At 69.7% G+C, this 20341-nt stretch carries 12 protein-coding genes and 1 tRNA gene; 4 read left to right on the forward strand and 9 right to left on the reverse strand.

The genetic code is table 11. The features are described 5' to 3' along the window. Nucleotides 1-49: 49 nt before the first annotated feature. Nucleotides 50-1306 (forward strand): aminotransferase class V-fold PLP-dependent enzyme, encoded by a 1257-nt coding sequence (locus CCN51_RS11900; RefSeq protein WP_014179004.1) that lies wholly within the window; start codon nt 50-52, stop codon nt 1304-1306. Continuing rightward, a complete protein-coding gene (locus CCN51_RS11905) occupies nt 1306-2610 on the forward strand; it encodes an MFS transporter (RefSeq protein WP_014179005.1) in 1305 nt (434 codons plus the stop codon). The genes CCN51_RS11900 and CCN51_RS11905 overlap by 1 nt, the downstream gene beginning before the upstream one ends. Before the next feature lie 161 nt (nt 2611-2771). Here the strand turns inward: CCN51_RS11905 and CCN51_RS11910 are convergent. Then, nucleotides 2772-2847 (reverse strand) — tRNA-Arg (locus CCN51_RS11910). 143 nt (nt 2848-2990) lie between these two features. Continuing rightward, nucleotides 2991-3863: a phytanoyl-CoA dioxygenase family protein gene (locus tag CCN51_RS11915; protein WP_014179006.1), complete on the reverse strand. Its 873-nt coding sequence runs from the start codon at nt 3861-3863 to the stop codon at nt 2991-2993. A gap of 93 nt (nt 3864-3956) precedes the next feature. Between CCN51_RS11915 and CCN51_RS11920 the strand changes: the two genes are divergently transcribed. Continuing rightward, nucleotides 3957-4514 carry a hypothetical protein gene (locus CCN51_RS11920; protein WP_143675773.1) on the forward strand — a complete coding sequence of 186 codons (558 nt, stop codon included), beginning with the start codon at nt 3957-3959 and terminating at the stop codon, nt 4512-4514. Between the two features lie 12 nt (nt 4515-4526). On the opposite strand, the gene CCN51_RS11925 is transcribed toward CCN51_RS11920, so the two are convergent. The 5 genes from CCN51_RS11925 to CCN51_RS11945 form a co-directional block, all read right to left on the reverse strand. After that, nucleotides 4527-5708 carry an argininosuccinate synthase-related protein gene (locus CCN51_RS11925; RefSeq protein ID WP_043487454.1) on the reverse strand — a complete coding sequence of 394 codons (1182 nt, stop codon included), beginning with the start codon at nt 5706-5708 and terminating at the stop codon, nt 4527-4529. A gap of 36 nt (nt 5709-5744) precedes the next feature. Next, nucleotides 5745-6983 carry an ATP-grasp domain-containing protein gene (locus CCN51_RS11930; RefSeq protein WP_158104663.1) on the reverse strand — a complete coding sequence of 413 codons (1239 nt, stop codon included), beginning with the start codon at nt 6981-6983 and terminating at the stop codon, nt 5745-5747. Between the two features lie 26 nt (nt 6984-7009). Further along, entirely contained in the window at nt 7010-8794 is a 1785-nt protein-coding gene (locus CCN51_RS11935) for a non-ribosomal peptide synthetase (protein WP_043491268.1), read from the reverse strand. Nucleotides 8795-8915: 121 nt separating this feature from the next. Then, entirely contained in the window at nt 8916-10274 is a 1359-nt protein-coding gene (locus CCN51_RS11940; RefSeq protein WP_014179012.1) for an MATE family efflux transporter, read from the reverse strand. Next, entirely contained in the window at nt 10267-11094 is an 828-nt protein-coding gene (locus CCN51_RS11945) for a thioesterase II family protein (protein WP_078610608.1), read from the reverse strand. Before CCN51_RS11945 ends, CCN51_RS11940 begins: the two co-directional genes overlap by 8 nt. Nucleotides 11095-11180: 86 nt before the next feature. On the opposite strand from CCN51_RS11945, the gene fabD reads away from it, so the two are divergent. Further along, a complete protein-coding gene (gene fabD / locus CCN51_RS11950; protein WP_043491275.1) occupies nt 11181-12134 on the forward strand; it encodes an ACP S-malonyltransferase in 954 nt (317 codons plus the stop codon). A 56-nt stretch (nt 12135-12190) separates the two neighbouring features. On the opposite strand, the gene CCN51_RS54895 is transcribed toward fabD, so the two are convergent. Both CCN51_RS54895 and CCN51_RS11960 read right to left on the reverse strand, forming a co-directional pair. After that, complete coding sequence (locus CCN51_RS54895; protein ID WP_014179015.1) at nt 12191-13225, reverse strand: MupA/Atu3671 family FMN-dependent luciferase-like monooxygenase; 1035 nt, start codon at nt 13223-13225, stop codon at nt 12191-12193. Next, on the reverse strand, nt 13222-20337 hold the full coding sequence (locus CCN51_RS11960) for a non-ribosomal peptide synthetase (protein WP_086859522.1): 7116 nt from the start codon (nt 20335-20337) through the stop codon (nt 13222-13224). Before CCN51_RS11960 ends, CCN51_RS54895 begins: the two co-directional genes overlap by 4 nt. Nucleotides 20338-20341 lie beyond the last annotated feature (4 nt).

Genomic DNA, 20341 nt, shown 5'->3' on the forward strand with positions numbered 1-20341 from the left:
CTCCGTACGGAGCATCCCGACCAGTGCCTCAGTACTGCTACTCTCTGACATGAGACAACAGAGTAACGCTTCTGCCCCTGCTGGAGAATCGCTCCTCGACACGGCGTCGGGAATCGCGGCGCTGCGCGCCGACACCCCGGGCTGCGAGTCGATCATCCACTTCAACAACGCGGGCTGCGGCCTGGTGGCCCGTCCGGCCCTGGCGGCGATGACCGACCACCTCCGACTGGAGGCGGACATCGGCGGATACGAGGCCTCCGCCGCACGAGAAGTCCAGGTCCGTGACTTCTACGCGTCGATCGCCGACCTCCTGGGCACCGGCCCTGACAACATCGCCTTCGCCGGCAGCGCGACCCACGCGTACACCAAGGCCCTGTCGGCCATCGACTTCCGGGCCGGCGACGTCATCCTCACTACGCGCAACGACTTCATCTCCAACCAGATCGCGTTCCTCGCCGTGCGTAAACGCTTCGGCGTCGAGATCGTCCACGCCCCTGACCACCCCGACGGCAGCGGCGTCGATGTCGACGCCATGGCGGCGCTCATGCGCTCCCGCCGCCCCCGACTCGTCGCCGCGACGCATGTACCGACCAACTCCGGCCTCGTGCAGCCGGTGGGCGAGATCGGCCGCCACTGCCGGGAACTGGGCCTGCTCTACCTCGTGGACGCCTGCCAGTCGGTGGGGCAGTACGCGATCGACGTGGACGAGATCGGCTGCGACCTGCTCACCGCGACCTGCCGTAAGTTCCTGCGCGGCCCGCGCGGTTCAGGCTTCCTCTACGTATCCGACCGCGTCCTGCGGGAGGGCTACGAGCCCCTGTTCATCGACATGTACGGCGCCCGCTGGGTCGAGCCGGACACGTACCGGCCGGTGGACAGCGCGGCACGGTTCGAGGAGTGGGAGTTCCCGTACGCCACCCTGCTCGGCTGCGCGACGGCGGTGCGCTACGCCCTTCGGGTCGGCCTGGAGCCGATCTCCCGCCGGACGCCCGCGCTGGCCGCCCGGCTGCGCGACCGCCTGGCGGACATCCCCGGCATACGGCTGCTCGACCGCGGCCCGGCCCCGGCGGCGCTCGTCACCTTCGAGGTCGAGGGCTGGCAGCCGCAGCCATTCAAGACGGCCCTGGACACGCGGGGCGTCAACTCGGCGTTGAGCTTCCGGGAGTTCGCGCAGTACGACTTCGGCGACAAGGACGTCGACTGGTGTCTCCGCCTGTCACCGCACTACTACAACACCGAGGACGAGGTCGACACAGTGGCCGCAGCCGTCGCCGAACTCGCCGAGCACGGGCGGAGAACCCGCTGATGGCGTCGGCGAATGTGGCGGCGGCCGGCCCGGAGGCGGCTGCCGGGAAATTGCCCAGAACCCTCTGGCGCAACGGCGACTTCCTCAAGTTCTGGCTGGGCGAGACCGTGTCGCTGCTCGGCACCCAGGTGACGACCCTCGCGCTGCCCCTGACCGCCATCCGCGCGTTCGGGGCGAGCGACGAGCAGGTGGGACTGGTGCGGTTCCTGCAACTCGCCCCCTACCTCGGCCTCGCCCTGATCTTCGGCGTGTGGGTGGACCGGGTACGCAAGCGCAGGGTCATGCTCGCGGCCAACCTGGTCCGCATGGTCCTGCTGGCACTGGTCCCCGTCCTGTACTGGGCGGATGCCCTCAGTATGGTCACCCTGACGGTCATCGCGTGCGCCGTCGGTGTCGTGTCGGTGCTGTTCGACGTGAGCTGGATGTCGTACGTCCCCACCCTGGTCCGCGACCCCGATCACTATGTCGAGGCGAGCGCGAAGATGGGCGTCAGCTCCTCCACGGCGGATGTGGCGGGGCCCGGTCTGGCAGGCGCCCTGGTGTCGACGCTGACCGCACCGGTGGCACTGATCGTGGACGCCTTCTCGTACCTGTTCTCCGTGATCTCCCTGCTGCTCATCCGCACACCCGAGCCGCGTCCGGAGCAGGGCGCCCGCCGCCACATCTGGTCGGAGCTGCGGGACGGCCTGCGCTGGGTCATGACGGACAGGATCCTGCGCGCCCTGGCGCTCGTCGGGTTCTGCTGCAACTTCTCCATGATCACCGTATGGACGATGTTCCTGCTCCACGGCACACACGATCTGCATCTCGCCCCGTCGGTGCTCGGTGGCATCTTCGCCACGGCCTCGGTGGGCGGCCTCATCGGCGCGTTGGTCGCCGGACGGGTGATCAGACGCTTCCGCCTCGGACGCGTCTACCTGCTGGCCCAGTCGGCCCTGCTGCTCGGCCCGAGCCTCCTCGCCACCGCCGCCGGACCGAGCCGACTGGTGATCGCGATGTGCGTGGCGTCCTTCTTCGTCACGTACCTGGGACTCGGCGTCGCCAATGTCATCATCGTCAGCCTCCGGCAGACGAGCACTCCCGCGTCGATGATGGGGCGGATGACCGCGGCTTTCCGTACGCTGCTGTTCGGCGGCGGCGCACTCGGCGGCCTGTCCGCCGGTCTCCTGACCGGCGCGCTCGGAGGCAGAGGCGCCCTGACCGTCGCGGCGATCGGCTCCGCCGCCGTGGCGATCGGACTCTTCGCGTCCCCGGTCACCAGGCTGGCAGCTCTGCCGTCACCGGCCGAGCCACGTGTGCAGTGAACGCCGACGCGTCGTATCGGGGCCGTCATGGTGTGCTGCCCGCGATCGTGGCCTCGCCCCCGGGGACCGGGACGGATGCCGGTTCCGCTGGGGAAACAAGCGCCTTGACCGGTCGGCCGCTCAAGCACACCGGGCGTCCCTGGCCGTACATACCGCTGATCTGGTGCCCCCGGGCAGATTCGAACTGCCGACACCCGCTTTAGGAGAGCGGTGCTCTATCCCCTGAGCTACGGAGGCGGGGCCTTGCGGAAAACGTGGCCGAATGCTCTGTGTGAGCACTCGCTGCGGTATCAGCAAGGATCAGGGACCGCCACTGAGGTCGTGGCGGCCCCTGACAGGGTAGCGGATCGGGGCTGGGTGGTGGGGCTGGGGCTGATGCCTCAGCCGGGTTCATGATCGGGAGGTGGTGCCGTTGTCGTGGCCGGCGCCTGTCCGTGGGGTTCTACAGCCAGCCGGTCATCACGGCGGGGGGTGATCGGGGTGGTCTCCCGGCTGACGAGGAACTCGGGGCGTGTCGGGGCCACTGGTGCGTTGTCGACGGCGTTGTAGGTGATCAGGAGCAGCGCACGTCGGTCTGGCGAGGAGTTGTTCGACGAGGAATGGACGAGGCTCGGGTGGAAGGCATGGACCGACCCGGCCGGACCCACCATGAGCTCGGTGCCGTTCCGTTGGGCAAGGTCGGATGCCGTATCGGTGTTGACGGTGTACGCCAGATCGGCGGATACGTGCCGCCGCCAGTCACCCTCCCCTTCCACCGTGTTGGGGAGACCGATGAGGCCGAGGCGGTGGGAGCCCGGGATGACGGTCAGCGGGCCGTTGTCCTCGTGTGTGTCGTCCAGTGATATGGCGACGTTGACGGCCTCCGGACGTGGCATGCCGTCCTCCTTGTTCCAGAACGCGTAGTCCTGGTGCCACGGCCAGGCTGCGCCTTCATGGGCCTGCTTGAGGTTGACCTTGAACTGGTAGACGTAGACCGGCTTTCCCGTCAGGATCTCGGCCAGAGCGACGAGTTGCGGGTGTCTCACGAGCGCGGAGCACACATCGTCGAAGAGATGGCAGCCGTGGATGGCTCGGACGACATCGCTGTCCTTCTCATGGACGACCTCCGGCCTGCGCTCCCGGCTGATCGACGCCACACGCTCGCGGATCAGCTCAAGCGCTTTGCTGTCGAATCGGAAAGGTATCCGGCTCCACCCGGCCTCGGCGTAAGCAGACTTCAGGGCGGCCGAAGAGTCCTTGATCGTTGTAGACATGATGCACCCTCCCTACTATGAAAGACCGTTTTGTGAAATATTTATGCAGAGCTTCGTGGGACACCACATGTCGTCGCTGGCACAATGCTTTCCATGGGGAACTCTCAGGCGCATCCGGTGTTCCGGACGACGGATCTGGTGGCTGCGGTGAAGACAGCTCGTCGCTTGCTGGCGATCGGCGACCCGACTGATGCCGAGGTGAGTCTCGAGGCCACCGTATCCGAGGCTTCGGAACTGGAGATGCTGAGCGCCGCCATGCCGACAGCCACCGCATTCGGGTGCGGGCAGAGTCCGGCCATTCAGCCGTCGGCCAGTTCAGTTGTCGCGGGCCCGTTTCCGATTTTTCTGGAGTGGACATCCCAGCCTCTCGGCCGGCTCGAGGACCGCTTCGTCGCTGCTGCGGGAAAATGTCCCGCGACGCTGGTGTGGAGTGGGGTGCGCTGGCCGGAGGTGCCTGCGCTGCGGCTGTCCGCGGAGGAGGAGTATGCGCATGTTTCCATCTCCATCAATTCGCGACAAATTCACTGGGATGAGCCCGCGCCCGATCATACGGTGCATATTCACGACCGGAAAGGCGTGCATTTGAGGGCCCAATGGCTTGCCGATCAGGTCGGTCTTTATCCGATCGGGCCTCCTTATCTCGCGCTTTGACCTTGCATCGGTTCACCAGGAACAGGAGGCGTCGGCGACTTTTTCCTTTTCCCAGGATTCCCGGTCGCGCAGGTAAAGGGGGTGCTCCGCGAGGATTGCCGTCGTCTGTGCCGAGCCGGGAGTCAGTCTCCACTGCACGGATCCGGTGATACGAGCCGAGCAGTTGTCAAGGAATGACTGGCAGGCGGCTCGAAGAGGGCCGAACCACCGGCCCTCGACGGCCTCGCGCACCCAGAGCTGCTCCATGTGCATCTTTTCCCGGATGGTCTCGGCGTCCAGGGTGGCCGTTTCCAGATGCCGGTATGTGCGCAAGAGCAGGCAGGCCGCCGGCATCTCCCGGATCTCCAGCACCTTTTCTCCGTCGGCCAAATGCTCAAGGCCACTGTAACGGCCGATACCGAAGGCACCCACACGCAGGTTCATTTCGCGGATCAGCCCTGTCAGCGGAAGCTGGGTTCCATTGACGGCGATGGGAACTCCTGCCCGGAACCTGATGTCCATGAGGCCCTCGGGTGCGGAATTCTCGGTGATGGACCACCGATACAGATGCTCGGGAGCTGCATGGTCCTCCGGATCTTCCAGGATTCCCGACTCGAATTCCCGGCACCACAGATTCGAGTCACCGCTGACGATCCGATCTGCCATCTCGTCCAGGCCGGCATCCTTGAGTTCCTCGATCTTCTGGGCGCGGTCGACCGGATCGAGTTCGTAGGGGCTTCCGTACCGACCCGAGAAGCCGAGCAGGTTGATTGCCCCGTTCAGTCGTCGCAGCGTGTTCTGGGACTGATTGGCGGTGTGCAGTATTGTCGATGCCCCCATGTTCTGGGCCATCTCGACCGCTATGCGTGCCATCAGGGGACGGCTCAGCGAGGAACTGATCGGATGCGTGTTCAGATAGACGGCCTGTGCGGATATGGCTGGGAGAACAAACTCATGCGCGAAAGTTTCCCGTGCATCAACGATGTGCAATCCAATGCCGAGTCGGTCGGCTATGCGCTGCTTCTCTTCGAGAGTCTCGTCACCTCCCACGTCCACGCTGATCGCATGGATGTCACGGTGCCCGGACCGGCGTAGCCGGTACAGCAGATAAGTGCTGTCCAGCCCTCCGCTGAACAGCGTGACCACGGGCAGGTTCTGGTCGAGGACCCCTGTGGCGAGGTCGCTGAAGGAGCGTATGACTTGAGGTTTTTTCAAGGAACTTCTTCCAGGGTGCGGTGTGCGGATGCGGAATCAATTGATCAGTGGCGGATATCGCGGTTCATAGCGGACCTTGACCACATCGGTCATTTCATCGAGCAGCGAGGCCAGCGCTTCATGGGTCTCCGTGGCTCCGAAGCAGACGTAGACCTGCCCCAGCCGCCCCGCACGCCAGTCGGTGGAGTGCCCCGCTCCGCGCTTCAGGACGACACGGGAAATGCCGGGTAGACGCTGCAACTGCTCGAGGCCCGACACCTCGGCGACCCGCCGCGCCTCCAAGGGAGGCACGCGAGCGTATATGAACGCGATCCGCTCGTAGGCGATGTTGTCCACCGCTTTCGTGGCTTCCTCGTCCCCGAGAGCGATACCGGCCGCCAGCCGGATGACGTCCACCCCTGTCGCGCGGGCGAGAAGAGCGTTGACGAGGCCCCCAAGGCGCCCGTTCACTTCGATGACCTGCGGTCCTGACGGAGTGAGCTTCACTTCGGTGTGACACACCCCGGTGCGCACGCCCAGGGCGGTCAGGGCGCGTGTGGCCACGTCCAGGACGGATTTCTCGTCCTCTTCCGGCAAGGCCGCGGGCAGGAAGGACCCGGCCTCCCGGAACGGTGGCGCAAGCGGGAATTTTCCGGTGACCGTCAGATGGGTGATGGCACCGTCGAAGACGGCCGACTCCACGGAGACGTAGTCGCCCCAGGGCGCGGTGTTCACGACTCCTTGCAGTTCCCTCTCGAAGACAAAGGCTTCTGTCGCGGCGGACGCCGCTGGTCCCGGGAATTCCGAACGGCAGGCGGCAACAAGGTCGTCGTATGAGGAGATGCGGTAGGTACTTCGGCTGCCGGTTCCCACGTCGGGCTTGAACACAGCCGGCAGGCCCACCTCCGCCACGGCGAGCCGGGCGGAATCCTCCCCGGTGACCAGCCGCGCCGGCACCGCGGACGCACCGCAGCCGTTGAGCACCTCGCGCTGCAGATGCTTGTGGGTGAGCTTGCGCACCAGCTCGGGCGAGTGAAACGGAAGATCAAGTTCTGCTGCGAGTGCCCCGGTTCTCTCCAATTGATAGTCGGTGAAGGTGACGATTCCGTCCGGCCGTTCCGCGCGCACCTTCGTGGCGGCGCGGCCGAGGTCCAGCCCACTGATGTCGCACAGCCGGCCCAGCTCGGCCATGAGCTCTGTGGGCTGCTCACCGAACTGGGAGTCCGGGCAGACGAAGATCGGTTCCGCCAGCCCTTCGAGTGCGGCCGCGATCTCCACCACGTCCGCGGCGCCCATGTCGTAGACGACTGCGATCCGCCGCATCACGACACCTGCCGGTCCGAGGTGTCGCGTTGGGCGTCGATGAGCGCCGCCAGATCCCGGAGCACCGGGTGGTTGAGGATCGCGTTGAAGGGAATGGACACGCCCAGCTCCTTGGCCACCCGCTGCCGGATGCGGAAGGCGAGGAGCGAGTTGCCGCCGGCGGCGTAGAAGTCGTGTGTGGCGCCGACCGGTTCGTCGCCCAGGAACTCCCGCCACAGCCGGGCGAGGTACGTCTCCGTCTCACCCGACGGCAGGTCGGACGGCGAGAGCTGCCGGGAGTCCTCGGCCAGCAGGGCCCTGAGCGCCGTCACGTCCCGTTTGCCGTTCTCGTTGTCGGGGATCCGGGGCAGGAGCAGGACGCGACTGGGCACCATGTACTCGGGCAGTTCCCGCTTGGCGTACGCCAGGAGCTCCTCGTCGGTCAGCGCGCTGTCCGCCGCCACGAATGCCACCAGGCGCAGGTCCAGTTCTTCGCCGGTGGCCAGCACGATCGCCTCCCGGGCCAGCGGGTGCTGGGCGAGCGCGCGCTCCACCTCGCCCGGTTCCACCCGGTAGCCGCGGATCTTCACCTGGTCGTCGGCGCGCCCGACGTACTCGAAGACCCCGTCGGGCCGCTGCCGGCCGAGGTCGCCGGTCGCGTACATGCGGCTGTCGTCCCCGGCGAACGGATCGGGGACGAAGCGCTGCTCGGTCAGCTCCGGCTGATCGATGTACCCGCGGGAGACCCCCACTCCGCCCACGTACAGCTCGCCCACCTCACCGACGGGCACGGGTTTCCGGTCGGTGTCCAGCACGTACATGGAGAAGCCGTCCAGGACGGGGCCGATGGGCACCGAGGTGTCCTCGGGTCCCACCGACTCGATATGAGCCACTGAGCAGCCCGTCGTGGTCTCCGACGGGCCGTAGAGGTTCCACAGCGACCCTTTGAAGCCGCTCGCCAGGACGTCCCGGCAGGCGGAGGCCAGCATGGTGCCACCGCCGACCTGCAGGACACGCAGGCCGGCGAACGTCTCCGGGCTCTCGCGGGCCAGGTGGTTGAACGCCATGGTGGGAGCGATCATGACGCTGATGCGGCGGTCCTCCAGCTCCCGCTTCACATCGGAGGCCAGGAGTTCCGCCATGGCGGGCATGACGACGATCTCCGCTCCGTACGCGAAGCTGCACCAGGTCTCGAAGTGGAAGGCGTCGAAGGAGACGCTGGCGATCTGGCTGGTGCGATCGGTGGGCAGCAGCTGAGGCATGACGCGGTTGCGGGCGAAGGCGAGCAGGTTGCGGTGCTCCAGCACGAAGGCCTTCGGGACCCCGGTCGAGCCCGAGGTGAACAGCACGCAGGCCCCGTTCTCCGGCGCGGGAAGCGGCAGGTCGCCGGGGGCGGGGGAGTCGGCCGAACTGTGCCATTCGATCACGTCGGGCCCGAGGTGCGAGAGCCGCGCGCCCCACCCTGGTTCGGTCACGATGACCTTGGCCTTGCTTCGCTGGATCATCAGGTCCCGGCGCTTGTCGGGATACCGGACGTCCACCGCGACATAGGTCGCGCCCGCCTTGAGAATGCCGAGCAGGGCGACGAACACCTCGCTGGAGCGGGGGCGGTGCACCACCACGCGGTCCTCCCGGCCGACCCCTCGCGCGACCAGGTGCGCGGCGAGCACGTCGGAGCGTGTGCTCAACTCCCGGTAGATCAGGGTCTGTTCGCCGTCACTCACGGCGTTGCGGTCCGGGTGACGGGCCGCTGTCGTCTCGAAGAGTTCAACGAGAGTGCCGGGTCGCTCACGATCGTCGGACATGCCCATGGAGGTACTCCTGACTTCGGTCGCGGAAGGTCGCGGAAGGTCGCGGAAGGTCGCGGAAGGTCGCGGAAGGTCGCGGAAGGTCGCGGAAGGTCGCGGAAGGTCGCGGAAAGGTGGGTCAGGCGCTCGCAGGGGCCGGCTCGGGCCTGGTCAGTGAGCCACTGCGGCGCTGGAAGAAGAAGGCCTGCCCGGCCACCAGCAGAAGGTTGGCGCCGGCCAGGGAGAGCCACAGCGCCTTCAGACCGCCCGCGGCGCCGACGGGCAGGGCCACCAGGGCCAGCAACCCGTAGCAGATCGCGAAGATGACCAGGCTGGGGACGGTGCGCTTGATGCCGATCAGTCCGAAGCCGAACACCGCCTGGGCGGCGTCCGCCAGCACCGCGAGGAGGACGACGGGCAGCAGGTCCAGCACCTTGTCGTGAAGGCCGGTGTCCTCGGTGAACAGCGAGATCACCGGGGTGCGTGCCACCACCAGGAGGAGGGCAAGACCGCAGACGGCGCCCAGGGCCACCAGGACACCCGCGTGAGCGCTGCGCCTGACCTCCTGTACGTCGCCGGTCTTCACATGGGCGGCCATGAGCGGCACGGTCGCCTGGCCCACCGCCACCGCCGCGGTGAACATGAGGTTCACCAGGGACAGGGAGATGCTGTGCACGGCAGCGCTGTCGGTGTTCACCCGGGCCGCGGAGAAGGCGAGGACGCCCAGGACGGCGAACTTGATGAGCACGGTGGCCGCGAGCGGGATGCCGACCGCGGCCAGCTTGAGCACCTCGCGCGGATGCGGACGCCCCAGCCGCAGCGACCTCCCGGCCAGCACCGTGTCCCGGCGCAACTGGATGTGTGCCAGGGAGGCGTTGATCACGCTGGAGGTGAGCATGGCGATGCCGGCGCCGGGCAGGCCGAAGCCCTCGAACGAACCGACGCCGCCGACCAGGACCAGCGAGAGCACGACTGCGGCGCCGGTGCCGGTCATCCCGGAACGCATCACCGCCTTGCCCTTGCCGAGCCCGACGAGTGTGGACGTCGCGGTGGCCGCGATCGACATCACGAGCACGCTGCAGGCGAGGATGTACGGGAAGACACCCAACTCGTCGAGGGTGCTCTGCGGCACTCCACCGGCCTTGCCGATCAGCGGCACGGAGGCGACGGCGGCGGCACCGAGCAGTCCGACGCAGATCCCGAGCCACATGCCGTTGCGCAGCACGGGCAGCAGGCCGTCCGCGTCGTCCTTGTTGGTTGCCACGAACGGCATGACTCCCCGCATGGCTCCGGACACCGCGGCGGTGGCCGGGCTGAACACGGCCAGAGTGACGGCGAAGGCCGCGAGCGAGGCCGTGGCGTGCCGCCCCAGGACGGCCGTGTCCACCAGGGATGCCGCCGACGAGGCGATCATCGTCAGGTAGAGCGGGAGCGCGGCACCGGCGATCTGCCGCGTCTTCTTCTCTCCCCCCGGACCGGAGGGCTTGTTCTCAGCCATGACTCTCAGCGTCTTCCATTTCTTCTCGCGCCGCTGTTGGTGTACCGGACATAGCGGAATTGACGTCCGCCACGAGACTCTTGCAGAAGCTTTCCGGATGATCGAACAGATAAAAGTGGCCACCGGGCCAGGTGTGAAAGCTGACCGGCGTCAGGGTTCTCTCTCGCCAACCGCCCAGCAATTCGTGCGCGGCGAGCGGATCGACGTCCCCGGAAAAGACGGAGACGGGAGTGGAGAGGGGTGGTCCGTCGATGTGTTCGTAGGTGTCCACGATGCGCAGATCGGCGCGCAGGACGTTCACCATGTAGTCGACCACGTCCGGGATCTCCAGCATCTCCTCCGGTGTGCCGCCCAGCTCCCGCAGGAACGCCACGAGCCGCTCGCGTGGCCACAGATCACGCCGTTCCAGCGGGCGGTCCCGGATGCGGTGCGGTGCGGGGCTTCCGGAGACACCCAGCCAAACCGGTGGGGTGCCCCGCCGTTCGGCCTCTCTGACCAGCTCGTACGCGACCAACGCGCCCAGGCTGTGGCCGAAGACGGCATAGCGGTCACCGGCGTTGTCGAGAACCGCGGGCGCGACGCGTGCCATCAGCGCGGCCATGTCGCCGCAGGCCGACTCGCCGACGGAGGCGCCCCGTCCGGGCAGTTCGACGGCCAGTGTTCGCCACGTACGGGGCAGATGCTCGGCCAGGGGCGCGTAGCCGGCGGCCGAGCCTCCGGAATGGTGAATGAGAAAACACGTCAGCTCTGTTTCCGGCTCCGCGTTCCCGTATCGCCTGGACCGGGATCCTAGATCTCTGATGATTACTTGACTTGGCATTGTCTCCGTCCCGCCTGATCGATAGGGTGAGCGATCGCGGTCGAGGCCGCGTCAAGTTTTGTTGTCACGACGCTAACGGGGTGGCCGTGGACAGGATTGCGTTTCTCTTCCCCGGGCAGGGCTCGCAGGTGCCCGGAATGGGAAAGGATTTCGCCCGGGAATACGCGGAAAGCGTACGGGCCTACTACGCATCGGCCGACGAGATTCTGGGACTTCCGCTGAGCCGACTGTGCTTCGAGGGCAGCGAGGAGGAGCTGGGGGACACCGCCGTGACCCAGCCCGGTGTGTTCCTCACCAGCCTCGCCGTCTCCGCGGTGCTCCGGGAACACGGCATCCGGCCGGGCGTGGTGGCCGGCCACAGCCTCGGTGAGTACCCGGCCCTGGTGCACGCGGGGGTGCTCGCCTGGGAGGACGCGCTGCGTCTTGTGCGCCGTCGCGGCGAGTTGATGGCCGGGGTCAACCGGCGCACACCGGGACGGATGGCGGCGGTCCTGGGGCTGCCCGCCGAGCGGATCCGTGACCTGTGCGAGGAGTCGTCGCGCTCCACCGGTGAGAGCGTGGCCGTGGCCAACTACAACGCGCCGACGCAGACGGTGGTGTCCGGAACGGTGGCCGGGGTGGAGGCCGTCACCGTCGCCGCACGGGCGGCCGGTGCGACACACGTCGCACAGCTGAAGGTGGGCGCGCCCTTCCACTCGCTCCTGATGAAGGACATCGAGGAGGAGTTCGCCGCCCATCTGGAGGCCGTCCCGTTCGCCACTCCCGTCATCCCGGTGATCGCCAACGCGACCGCCACGTATGTGCACACGGGCGAGGAGGCACGTCAGTCGCTGAGGCGCCAGCTCTCCTCGCCGGTGCACTGGAGCCAGACGCTGGAGCTGCTGGTGAAGGAGGACGTCGACGCGCTGGTCGAGGTCGGTCCCGGCAGGGTGCTGACGAACATCAGCCGCGGCTCGGCCTCGCAGGTGCCGGCCATGGCCGTGGGCACCGTCAAGCAGTTGCGTCAGGCGGTCGCCCGGCTCACCGCGGTGCGGGCGTAGCGCGCGGGGGGCGGGCGGGCGGCAGACGGCCGCCCGCCGCCCTCCGGTCCGGGAGATCACAGTTGTTCGCACCTCTCCCGCAGCACCGCCAGGTTCCGCAGCGCGCCGAGCGCCTCGTCCGCCGCGACCCCGAAGTCGATCAGGCAGGCGAGTTCGTCGACGCCCAGGTCGGCGAGGCGTTCGACGAGGGGCAGGCAGCTGTCGACGGAGCCGATGAGGCACCGGGTCCGCGCGTGCTCCTCGTAGGCGTGGTCCAGCAACTCGCGCATCGCGGCGTCCGATGCCGGTCCCACGCCGTGGCTCTGCGGCGACTTGAGGCCGAAGAGACTCATGGACGAGCGCATGTACGCGGTCATGGGGGCACGGGCCGTCTCCAGCGCCGTACGGCTGTCCTCGGCGACGAACGTGTGCAGCATGACCGTCACGCGGTCGCGCTCGATGCCGTATCCCGCACCTTCGAGCGCCTCGCTGTAGTCGGCCAGATTGTCCTCCAGCCGGTCCCAGGACTGCCCGAGAAGGTGGGTCAGGATGCCGCACCCCAGCTCTCCCGCGAGGGAGAACGTCTCGGCGGAGCCTGCCGCGGTGACCCAGAGGGGCACCTCGTCCCGCCGGGGGCGCGGGTAGGTGTGGACGAGCCGCTCCTCCCCGCCCGGCCCCGGACGGCGCACGGCCTCGCCGGACCACAGCGCGCGCAGCTCCTGGATCCCGTCACGGACCAGGCTCTTGTTCTTCTCGAAGTTGCCGGGTGCCAGGACGAAGTCCTGCGGGTTCCAGCCGGAGGCGATGGCGAGGCCCGCCCGGCCGTCCGAGAGCTGGTCGACGACGGCCCACTCCTCGGCGACGCGCAGGCGGTCGTGCAGCGGCAGCACGACGCTTCCGGCGCGTACGTCGACGCGCGAGGTGATGGTGGCCACGGCCGCCGAGGTGACGGAGGGGTTGGGGAACGGCGCGCCGAAGTCGTGGAAGTGCCGCTCCGGCGTCCAGACGGCCGAGAAGCCCTCCGCGTCCGCGAACCGCGCCGCCTCGAGGAGGAGACGGTACTGCTCGGTGGTGTCCTGCCCGTTGGCGAAGAAGAAAAGGCCGAACTTCACGCGCCCTCCCCGGGATCGATGGATGCGGCAAGGTCCGCGGCGGTGGTGTCGGCCTCGAACACGAGGGCGTACAGCACGGTGCGATACAGGGCCATCACCCGTGCGTCCCGCCGCTCGGCAGGGCTGCGGGCGTACGTGAGCCGGGTGCGGAAGGCGCGCGGGCTGTCGGCGACGGTCAGCTGCAGCCGCTGCCCGGCGGCCAGTACGTCGGGCCCGACGGCGCGTAATTCCCGCGTGCCGAGCCGCAGCGGCTCGCCCTCGTCGCGCGCATAGGTGAAGACGACCGGAAGGCTCCGGAAGGCCCCGAGTCCCTCGTCGACGGCCGCGAGGTCCGCGTAGTTCACGGTGCGTACGCCGTCCACGTCGTCGAAGACCTCGCGTACGGCCTCCAGGGCGTGGCGCAGCGGCTCCGCGGCGCGCAGGCGGAACGGGAAGGGGACGACGTTGGCGAAGCTGCCGACCGTCGCGTCGAGGGAGGGGTGGATCCTGCCGTCCAGCGCCAGCGCCAGACAGACCTCGTCCTCGTCCCGCGACCAGGCCAGGGCGGTGGCGAAGGCGGTGAGGTGCAGCAGGAAGGGGGTCACGCGGTGCTCGGCACACCTGCGGCGCAGCGTCTGCTGGAGCCGCTGCCCGGGGGCCCAGGACCGCTGCCCGGCGATCTCCCCGTCGGCCGCAGGACCGAGGGTGTCGGCGTCCCGCGGGGTCCCGGGCAGGAGCCGGCGCCAGCGGCGTACGGTTTCCTCGGCGCGCTCGCTGCCGGCCAGGGACTGCCGCCAGGTGAGGTAGCGCAGGAATCCGTCGTCCGTTTCGCGGTGCGCCGTGGGTGTGGCGTAGGCCTCGGCGAGGGAACGGCACAGGGTGTTCAGGCTCCGCCCGTCCAGGGCGGCCAGATGGACGGTCAGCGCCAGCAGGGTGGGGCCTTCGGGCAGCTGCGCCGCCGCGACCCGGAACAGAGGTTCCGCGGCGGGATCGATGGGCCTGCGCTGAGCCCGGTCGTACATCCATGCCGCGGCTTCGTGTGGCGTCATGCCCGCCGGTGTCCCGGGCGGATCGGGCACGGCGACACCCTGTGCCCGGGCCTGCGACTCCCCGTCCGCATCGGCCGCATACGGTACGCGGAGGGCCGCGTGCCGGCCGAGGACGGCCTCCACCGCCGTACTCAGCCGTGCCGGGTCCAGCCGTTGCCCGGTGTCGAACACGAAGGTCTTCTGCCGGTCGGAGGACGGGAAGCCGTCGAGGAGCGCGCGGTGCCCCGCGGGGACGACGAGCGGGGCGGCGACGGCGGGCAGCTCTTCCTCGGCGTCCGTCACGGGGCGGCGGCCGGCCACCAGGGCGGCCACTTCCGCGGCCGTGCCGTGCCGGTAGAGCTCCCGCACCGACAGCCGGATGCCGCATTCCTCCCGTACGCCGTGGATGACGCGGGTGGCGAGCAGGGAGTGGCCGCCGGCGTCGAAGAAGTCCTCGTCCGGGCCGAGCAGCGGGTTGTCCAGTACGCGGCGGAAGACGGTCAGGACACCGTGCAGGACACCCTCCGCCTCGGATATATCTGCTATGTCCGTGCCCGCGCTTCGCGGCACCGGGCTGCCCGGCCGGGGCAGCCGGGACACCTCGACCTTCCCGTTGACGTTGACCGGGAGGCTGTCGAGGACGGTGAAGGACGACGGCACCATCGCCGCCGGCAGCTCGCCCCTGAGCCGGTCGCGGGTCCGCTCGGCCACCCCGGCCCCGGAAGCGGCCACCACATAGGCGTCGATGCGCTGATCACCCTCCGTGCCGCCGACGACCAGGGCGACGTCGCGGATCGCCGGGTCCTCGCGGATCACCGTCTCCACTTCGCCCAGCTCCACACGGAAGCCGCGGATCTTGACCTGGTTGTCGCCACGGCCCAGGAACTCGATGTCGCCCGAGCGCAGCAGCCGGGCTCTGTCTCCGCTGCGGTACGCAGCGGCGCCGTGCGCCGTGCCGCCGTCCGGGCCCGGACGCGGGAAGCGTTCCGCGGTCAGTTGAGGCTGTCCCAGGTAGCCGGTGGCCACGCAGTCGCCGTGGATGACCAGCTCGCCGACCGCGCCGCGGGGAGCGTCGCGGCCCTGCCTGTCCAGCACGGACAGCGTGACGTTCTGGATCGGGCGGCCGATCGGTGCGTGCCGTGGCCAGGCACCCGGCGGTCCGCTGAACCGGTAGGAGGTCACCACGTGTGTCTCGGCCGGCCCGTAGTTGTTGATCAGCCGGCATTCCTTCAGGGACTCGAAGAAGGAGATCAGCGGCGCGCTCAGGCGCAGCTGTTCGCCGGTGGAGGCGATCTCCTTGAGCGAGGAGAAGGCGGCGGTGTCGTTCTCGAAGCGTGCGGCGAGCGCGTGCAGCAGGGACACCGGCAGGATGGCCTTCTCCACCCGGTGGTCGCGGATGAAGCCGGCCAGCATGTCGTGGTCGTGTTTGGTCTCGTCGTCGGCGATGTGGAGGGAGCCGCCCGAGCACAGGGCGGCGAACGCCTCGTGGAAGGAGGCGTCGAAACCGAAGGACGCGAGCTGCAGCCGGCGCAGCCCCGCGGTGTGGCCGGCGGTCTCCCAGTGGATGAGGTTGGCCAGCGCGCGGTGGGGGAAGTGGATGCCCTTCGGCCGGCCCGTGGTGCCGCTCGTGTAGGTCAGATAGGCACCCACCGACAGGTCCACCGCGTCGCCCGGGACGGTGTCCGCGCCGCCTCGCACCGCCGTGATGTCCGCCAGCTCCAGGGCCGTCGCTCCGACGGCGAAGTCGGCGTCCTCCTTGCGCTCGGCGATGACGACGGCGGCGCCGCAGTCCTCGGCCATGGCCGCGAGTCTGCGCCGCGGGTGAGTCAGGTCGAAGGGCACCGGCGTGGCTCCCGCGCGCATCACGCCCACGAGAGCGCCGACCAGGGGCACTCCCCGTTCCATGGCGAGGCCCACGTGGTGGCCGGGACGTACGCCGAGCCCGGCGAGCAGGTCGGCCACCCCCGCCGAGACACGCGCCAGTTCGCCGTACGTCAGGGAGGTCCGGCCGTCGGTGACCGCGAGGCGGCCGGGTTCCCTGGCCGCCCAGTCGGCGAAGACCGCGTGGACCGGTCGTGGCGGGACGGGGACCCGAGGGCCGGCCAGGGCCGCGGAGGTCCGGGCGGCGGTGGCGGGCGACTCGGAGGGGACGTCCCTCAGCGGTCGGTCCGCCGAGTCCACGACGGTGGCCAGGAGAAAGGCGAAGGTGTCCTGCCACCCCGCGACGGTCTCCCTCTCGAAGCGCTCGGTGTTGTAGAGAAAGCGTCCGGTAATGCTCCCGTCCCGGCCGAACCACCAGTCGAGGGAGAGCTCGTACGGACTGGTGTGCCGCTCGAACGGCAGGGGGCGGCGGTCGAGCCCGGCCGGCGGCGCGGCGCTGCCCGCGTCCAGGTTGAGCATGTTGAACAGCACCTGGAATACCGGGGTGGCGTTCAGGTCCTGGCCGCTGCCTCCCAGCTGGCGGGTGACCACCTCGACGGGCAGATCCTGGTGGTCCAAGGCCGTGGTCACCCGCTCGGCGACCTGCCCCAGCAACGCGTGGAAGTCCAGGGTTTCCTCGGTCCGCACCCGGAGCGGGAGGGTGTTCACGAAGTTTCCGATGAGGTCGCGGGTCTCGGGCCGGTGTCGTCCGGAGACCGGTGTCCCGACGACGAGATCCGTCCGCCCGGTGACCCTGGCGAGCAGCAGGAAGAAGACGGCGAGTACGACGACGAAGGGCGTCACGCCGTGCTGCTCGGCCAGCGCGCGGACCCGGCTGGAGAGTTCCGCCGGAAGGGCGAAGTCGACGGTGCTGCCCCGGTAGCCGCGGACCGCACCGGGCGGCCGGTCACCCGGCAGCTGGAGCGGCTCGGGCAGATCCGCCAGCTCGTCGAGCCAGAAGCGCAGCTGCCGGTCGGCGTCCGCGGAGGTCAGCCATGCGGCGACGGCACGCATGTGGGCGGCCGGCAGACCTTCGACGGCGGGCAGGGCGGCCTTGTCGCCGCCGGTTCGCTCCGCGTAGCAGGCGTAGAGGTCACGCAGCAGGATGCCGGTGGAGTGGGCGTCCGCGCAGATGTGATGCACCGAGAGGGCGAGGACGTGCCGGCCGGGCCCGGTGGTGAACACGCGCGCGGCGAAGGCGGGAGCCCGGTCCAGCGGGAGCCCGCGGTCCAGCAGTCCGGCGATCGCGGACCGCAGGGACTCCTCGCCGTCGACGGCGAGGACCGGGAGCTCGACGGGCACCTCGGGCAGGATCTCCTGCGTCGTGCCGTCCGCGGTCGTGCGGAACACCATGCGCAGGCTCTCGTGCCGGGCGACGACGTCGGCAAGCGCGGCGCGCAGCGCCTCGATGTCCAACGGGCCGCGCAGGTCGGCGAGAACCGGCACGTTGTACGCCTCGGCCGCGCCGTCGATCTCGCTGAGGAACAGGAACCTTTCCTGAAGGGGAGTCAGGGGGATCGGACCGCCGGCGGACACCGGGCCTCGATCGCGCGGCCCGGGTCGTGCTCCGGTGCCCGCCGCCGCCTCCTCCTCCCGCTCTCTGTGCGCCAGCCGGGCCAGGTGGGCCGGCGTCGGCTCCCGCAGGAACGTGCCGAACGGTACGTTCACCCGGAGCCGCGCACGGGCCATGGCCACGACCCGGGTGGCGAGCAGGGAGTCACCGCCGAGTGTGAACAGGTCGTCGTCCTCCGCGACGTCTTCGACCCCCAGACACTGCGCGAAGATGTGCCGAGCCGACTGTCCGGCGGTTTGCGCACCGCCTGCCTCCACCGAGGCGGGTTCTGGGCCGGAGGAGCGTACGGACCGCTCGGCGGCGCCCTGCGGCGGCCGTGGTTCCAGCCAGTGCCGCTGCCGGTCGAAGGGGTACGCGGGGAGGTCCACGACCCGGCCGCCGGCGGCATCGACGAGTCCCGAGCGGTCCTCCAGGAGCCCCAGCGCCCAGGCGCGGCCGAGGCGCCCGAGCAGCGAGGCGTCGCCGCCTCGCGTGCCGGACGGACCGACGACGTGCACCGCTCCCGCGAACACGTCCGGTGCCGAGGCGGCGGGGAGCCGCGCGGCCGCGCCGAGGTGGACGAGCGCCGAGATCCGGGGCGGCAGGGTGCGCCGGCCCGGTGTGGCCGCGGCGTCGCCGAAGGCCAGGGCCGGGTCCGGCAGGCGGCCCGCCGGGCACAACTCCGCTCCGTCCTCGTCGTACCAGGGGATGGTCAGCGGACGAAGCGCCACCCGGCGCAGGACGTGTTCGGCCGCAGAGGCGCTGTCGGCCGGGAAGTCCGCCATGGCGGCGGCGAGTTCGTCCTCCGTCAGCGCGCCGGCCAGCACAGCCGCGGCGGGGCGGGACGCCCGGTCGGCGACGATGGCCCGGGGGGCGGCTCCCTGGCGCTCCGCCCACACGGCGGCCTCGCCCAGCGCCACGACGGCGGATGTCAGCGGCGCCGGGGCCCGGGCCGTCAGGGTGCTCAGCGCCTGCTGGACGGTCATGCCGCGCGCCGCGGCCCACGGCCCGACGAGCCGCTCGGCGGTCTTCCGGAACACCGGATGGCGGCCGAGAAGTTCCTGGAGCGACTTCTGGTCGGGCTCGGTGTGCCGCAGGACGAAGGCGACGCCCCCGCGCCCCGTATCCGCGCCGTCCCCGTCGAGGGTGACGGGTTCCCGGCCATCGACCCAGAGCAGTGCACGCCGGAAGGGCAGTACGGCATGCCCGCGGGCAAGGGTGTACGCCATGTCGCGTACGCCCTCGGGAGTCTGAGCCGAAAGCCGCTCCCGCAGGCCGGACTCCCATGCGTCCAGGGCCGTATGCGACGCGGCCGAGAAAGGCAGCAGCTGTGCGTGCCGGGGCGGGCCGCCGACGGCCGCCTCCGGTCCCTCCGGCGCCTCCTCCACCAACACGTGCACATTCGTGCCGCCCACGCCGAACGAGCTCACCCCGGCGAGCAGCGGTCGCGGGCCGTCCCATGGCCGCAGCTCTCCGGTGACCCGGAACGGCGAGGTGTCGAAGTCGATGTGCGGACTGGTCTCCTCGCACCACAGCGTCGGGGGCAGGGTGCGGTGGCGCAGCGCGAGGACCACCTTGATCAGGCCGGCGATCCCCGAGGCCGAGTCCAGATGACCGATGTTGGACTTCACGGACCCGATCCCGCAGAAGCCGGTCGCACGGCTCGTCGTGCGGAAGGCCTCGGTGAGGGCACTCACCTCGATGGGGTCGCCGAGGGCGGTGCCCGTGCCGTGCGCCTCCACGTACGAGACCTGATCGGCGTCGATGCCCGCCAGTTCGAGCACCGAGGCGATCAGCTCGGCCTGTCCTTGGGCGCTGGGCGCGGTGTAACCGCTCTTCCGCGCCCCGTCGTTGTTGACACCGCCGGCCCGGATCACCGCGAGTACCCGGTCGCCGTCGGCGAGCGCGTCCTCCAGACGTCGCAGCACCACGACCCCGACACCGCTGGAGAACACCGTGCCCCGGGCGTCCGCGGAGAAGGGCCGGCAGCGGCCGTCGGGGGAACCGATGCCGCCCTCCACATAGGAGTAGCCGAGGTCGGTCGGTTTGATGCCGGCGCCACCGGCCACGGCGGCGTCCGTCTCGTAGTCCAGCAGCGCGCGGCAGGCGTGGTGCACCGCCGCGAGGCTGGAGGAGCAGGCGCAGTCGACCGCCGCACTCGGGCCCGTCAGGCCCAGGCGGTAGGACACACCGGTCGCGGTGAAACCCCGGTCGTTGCCCATGAGGACGCGGTGCCAGCCCAGGGCCTCGACCACCTCGGGGTGGCTCATCACATGGTGCAGCAGGTAGTCCGAGTGGTTCATGCCGAGGTATACGCCGACGCTGCCTTCGAACGTCCCTGGTTCGAGAGCGGCGTCCTGCAAGGCGTGGACCGTGGTCTCCAGCAGAAGGCGCTGCTGCGGGTCGGTCGCGGCGGCCTCGGCCGGAGTCATGCCGAAGTAGCCCGCGTCGAAGAGCGAGGGGTCCGTGAACCGCATACGGGTGGCGACGTACGACGGGTCGTCGCGCACCCGGTCCAGCAGTTCCGCGCGCCTCAACTCCTCGTCGGGAACGGCCTCCCGGGGCTCCACGCCGTCGCGCAGCAGCTCCCAGAACGCATCGGTGGAATCCGCCCCGGGGAAGCGGCAGGCCATACCG

Origin of the sequence: Streptomyces milbemycinicus, assembly GCF_002154605.1 — a bacterium.
Taxonomy (GTDB): domain Bacteria; phylum Actinomycetota; class Actinomycetes; order Streptomycetales; family Streptomycetaceae; genus Streptomyces; species Streptomyces milbemycinicus.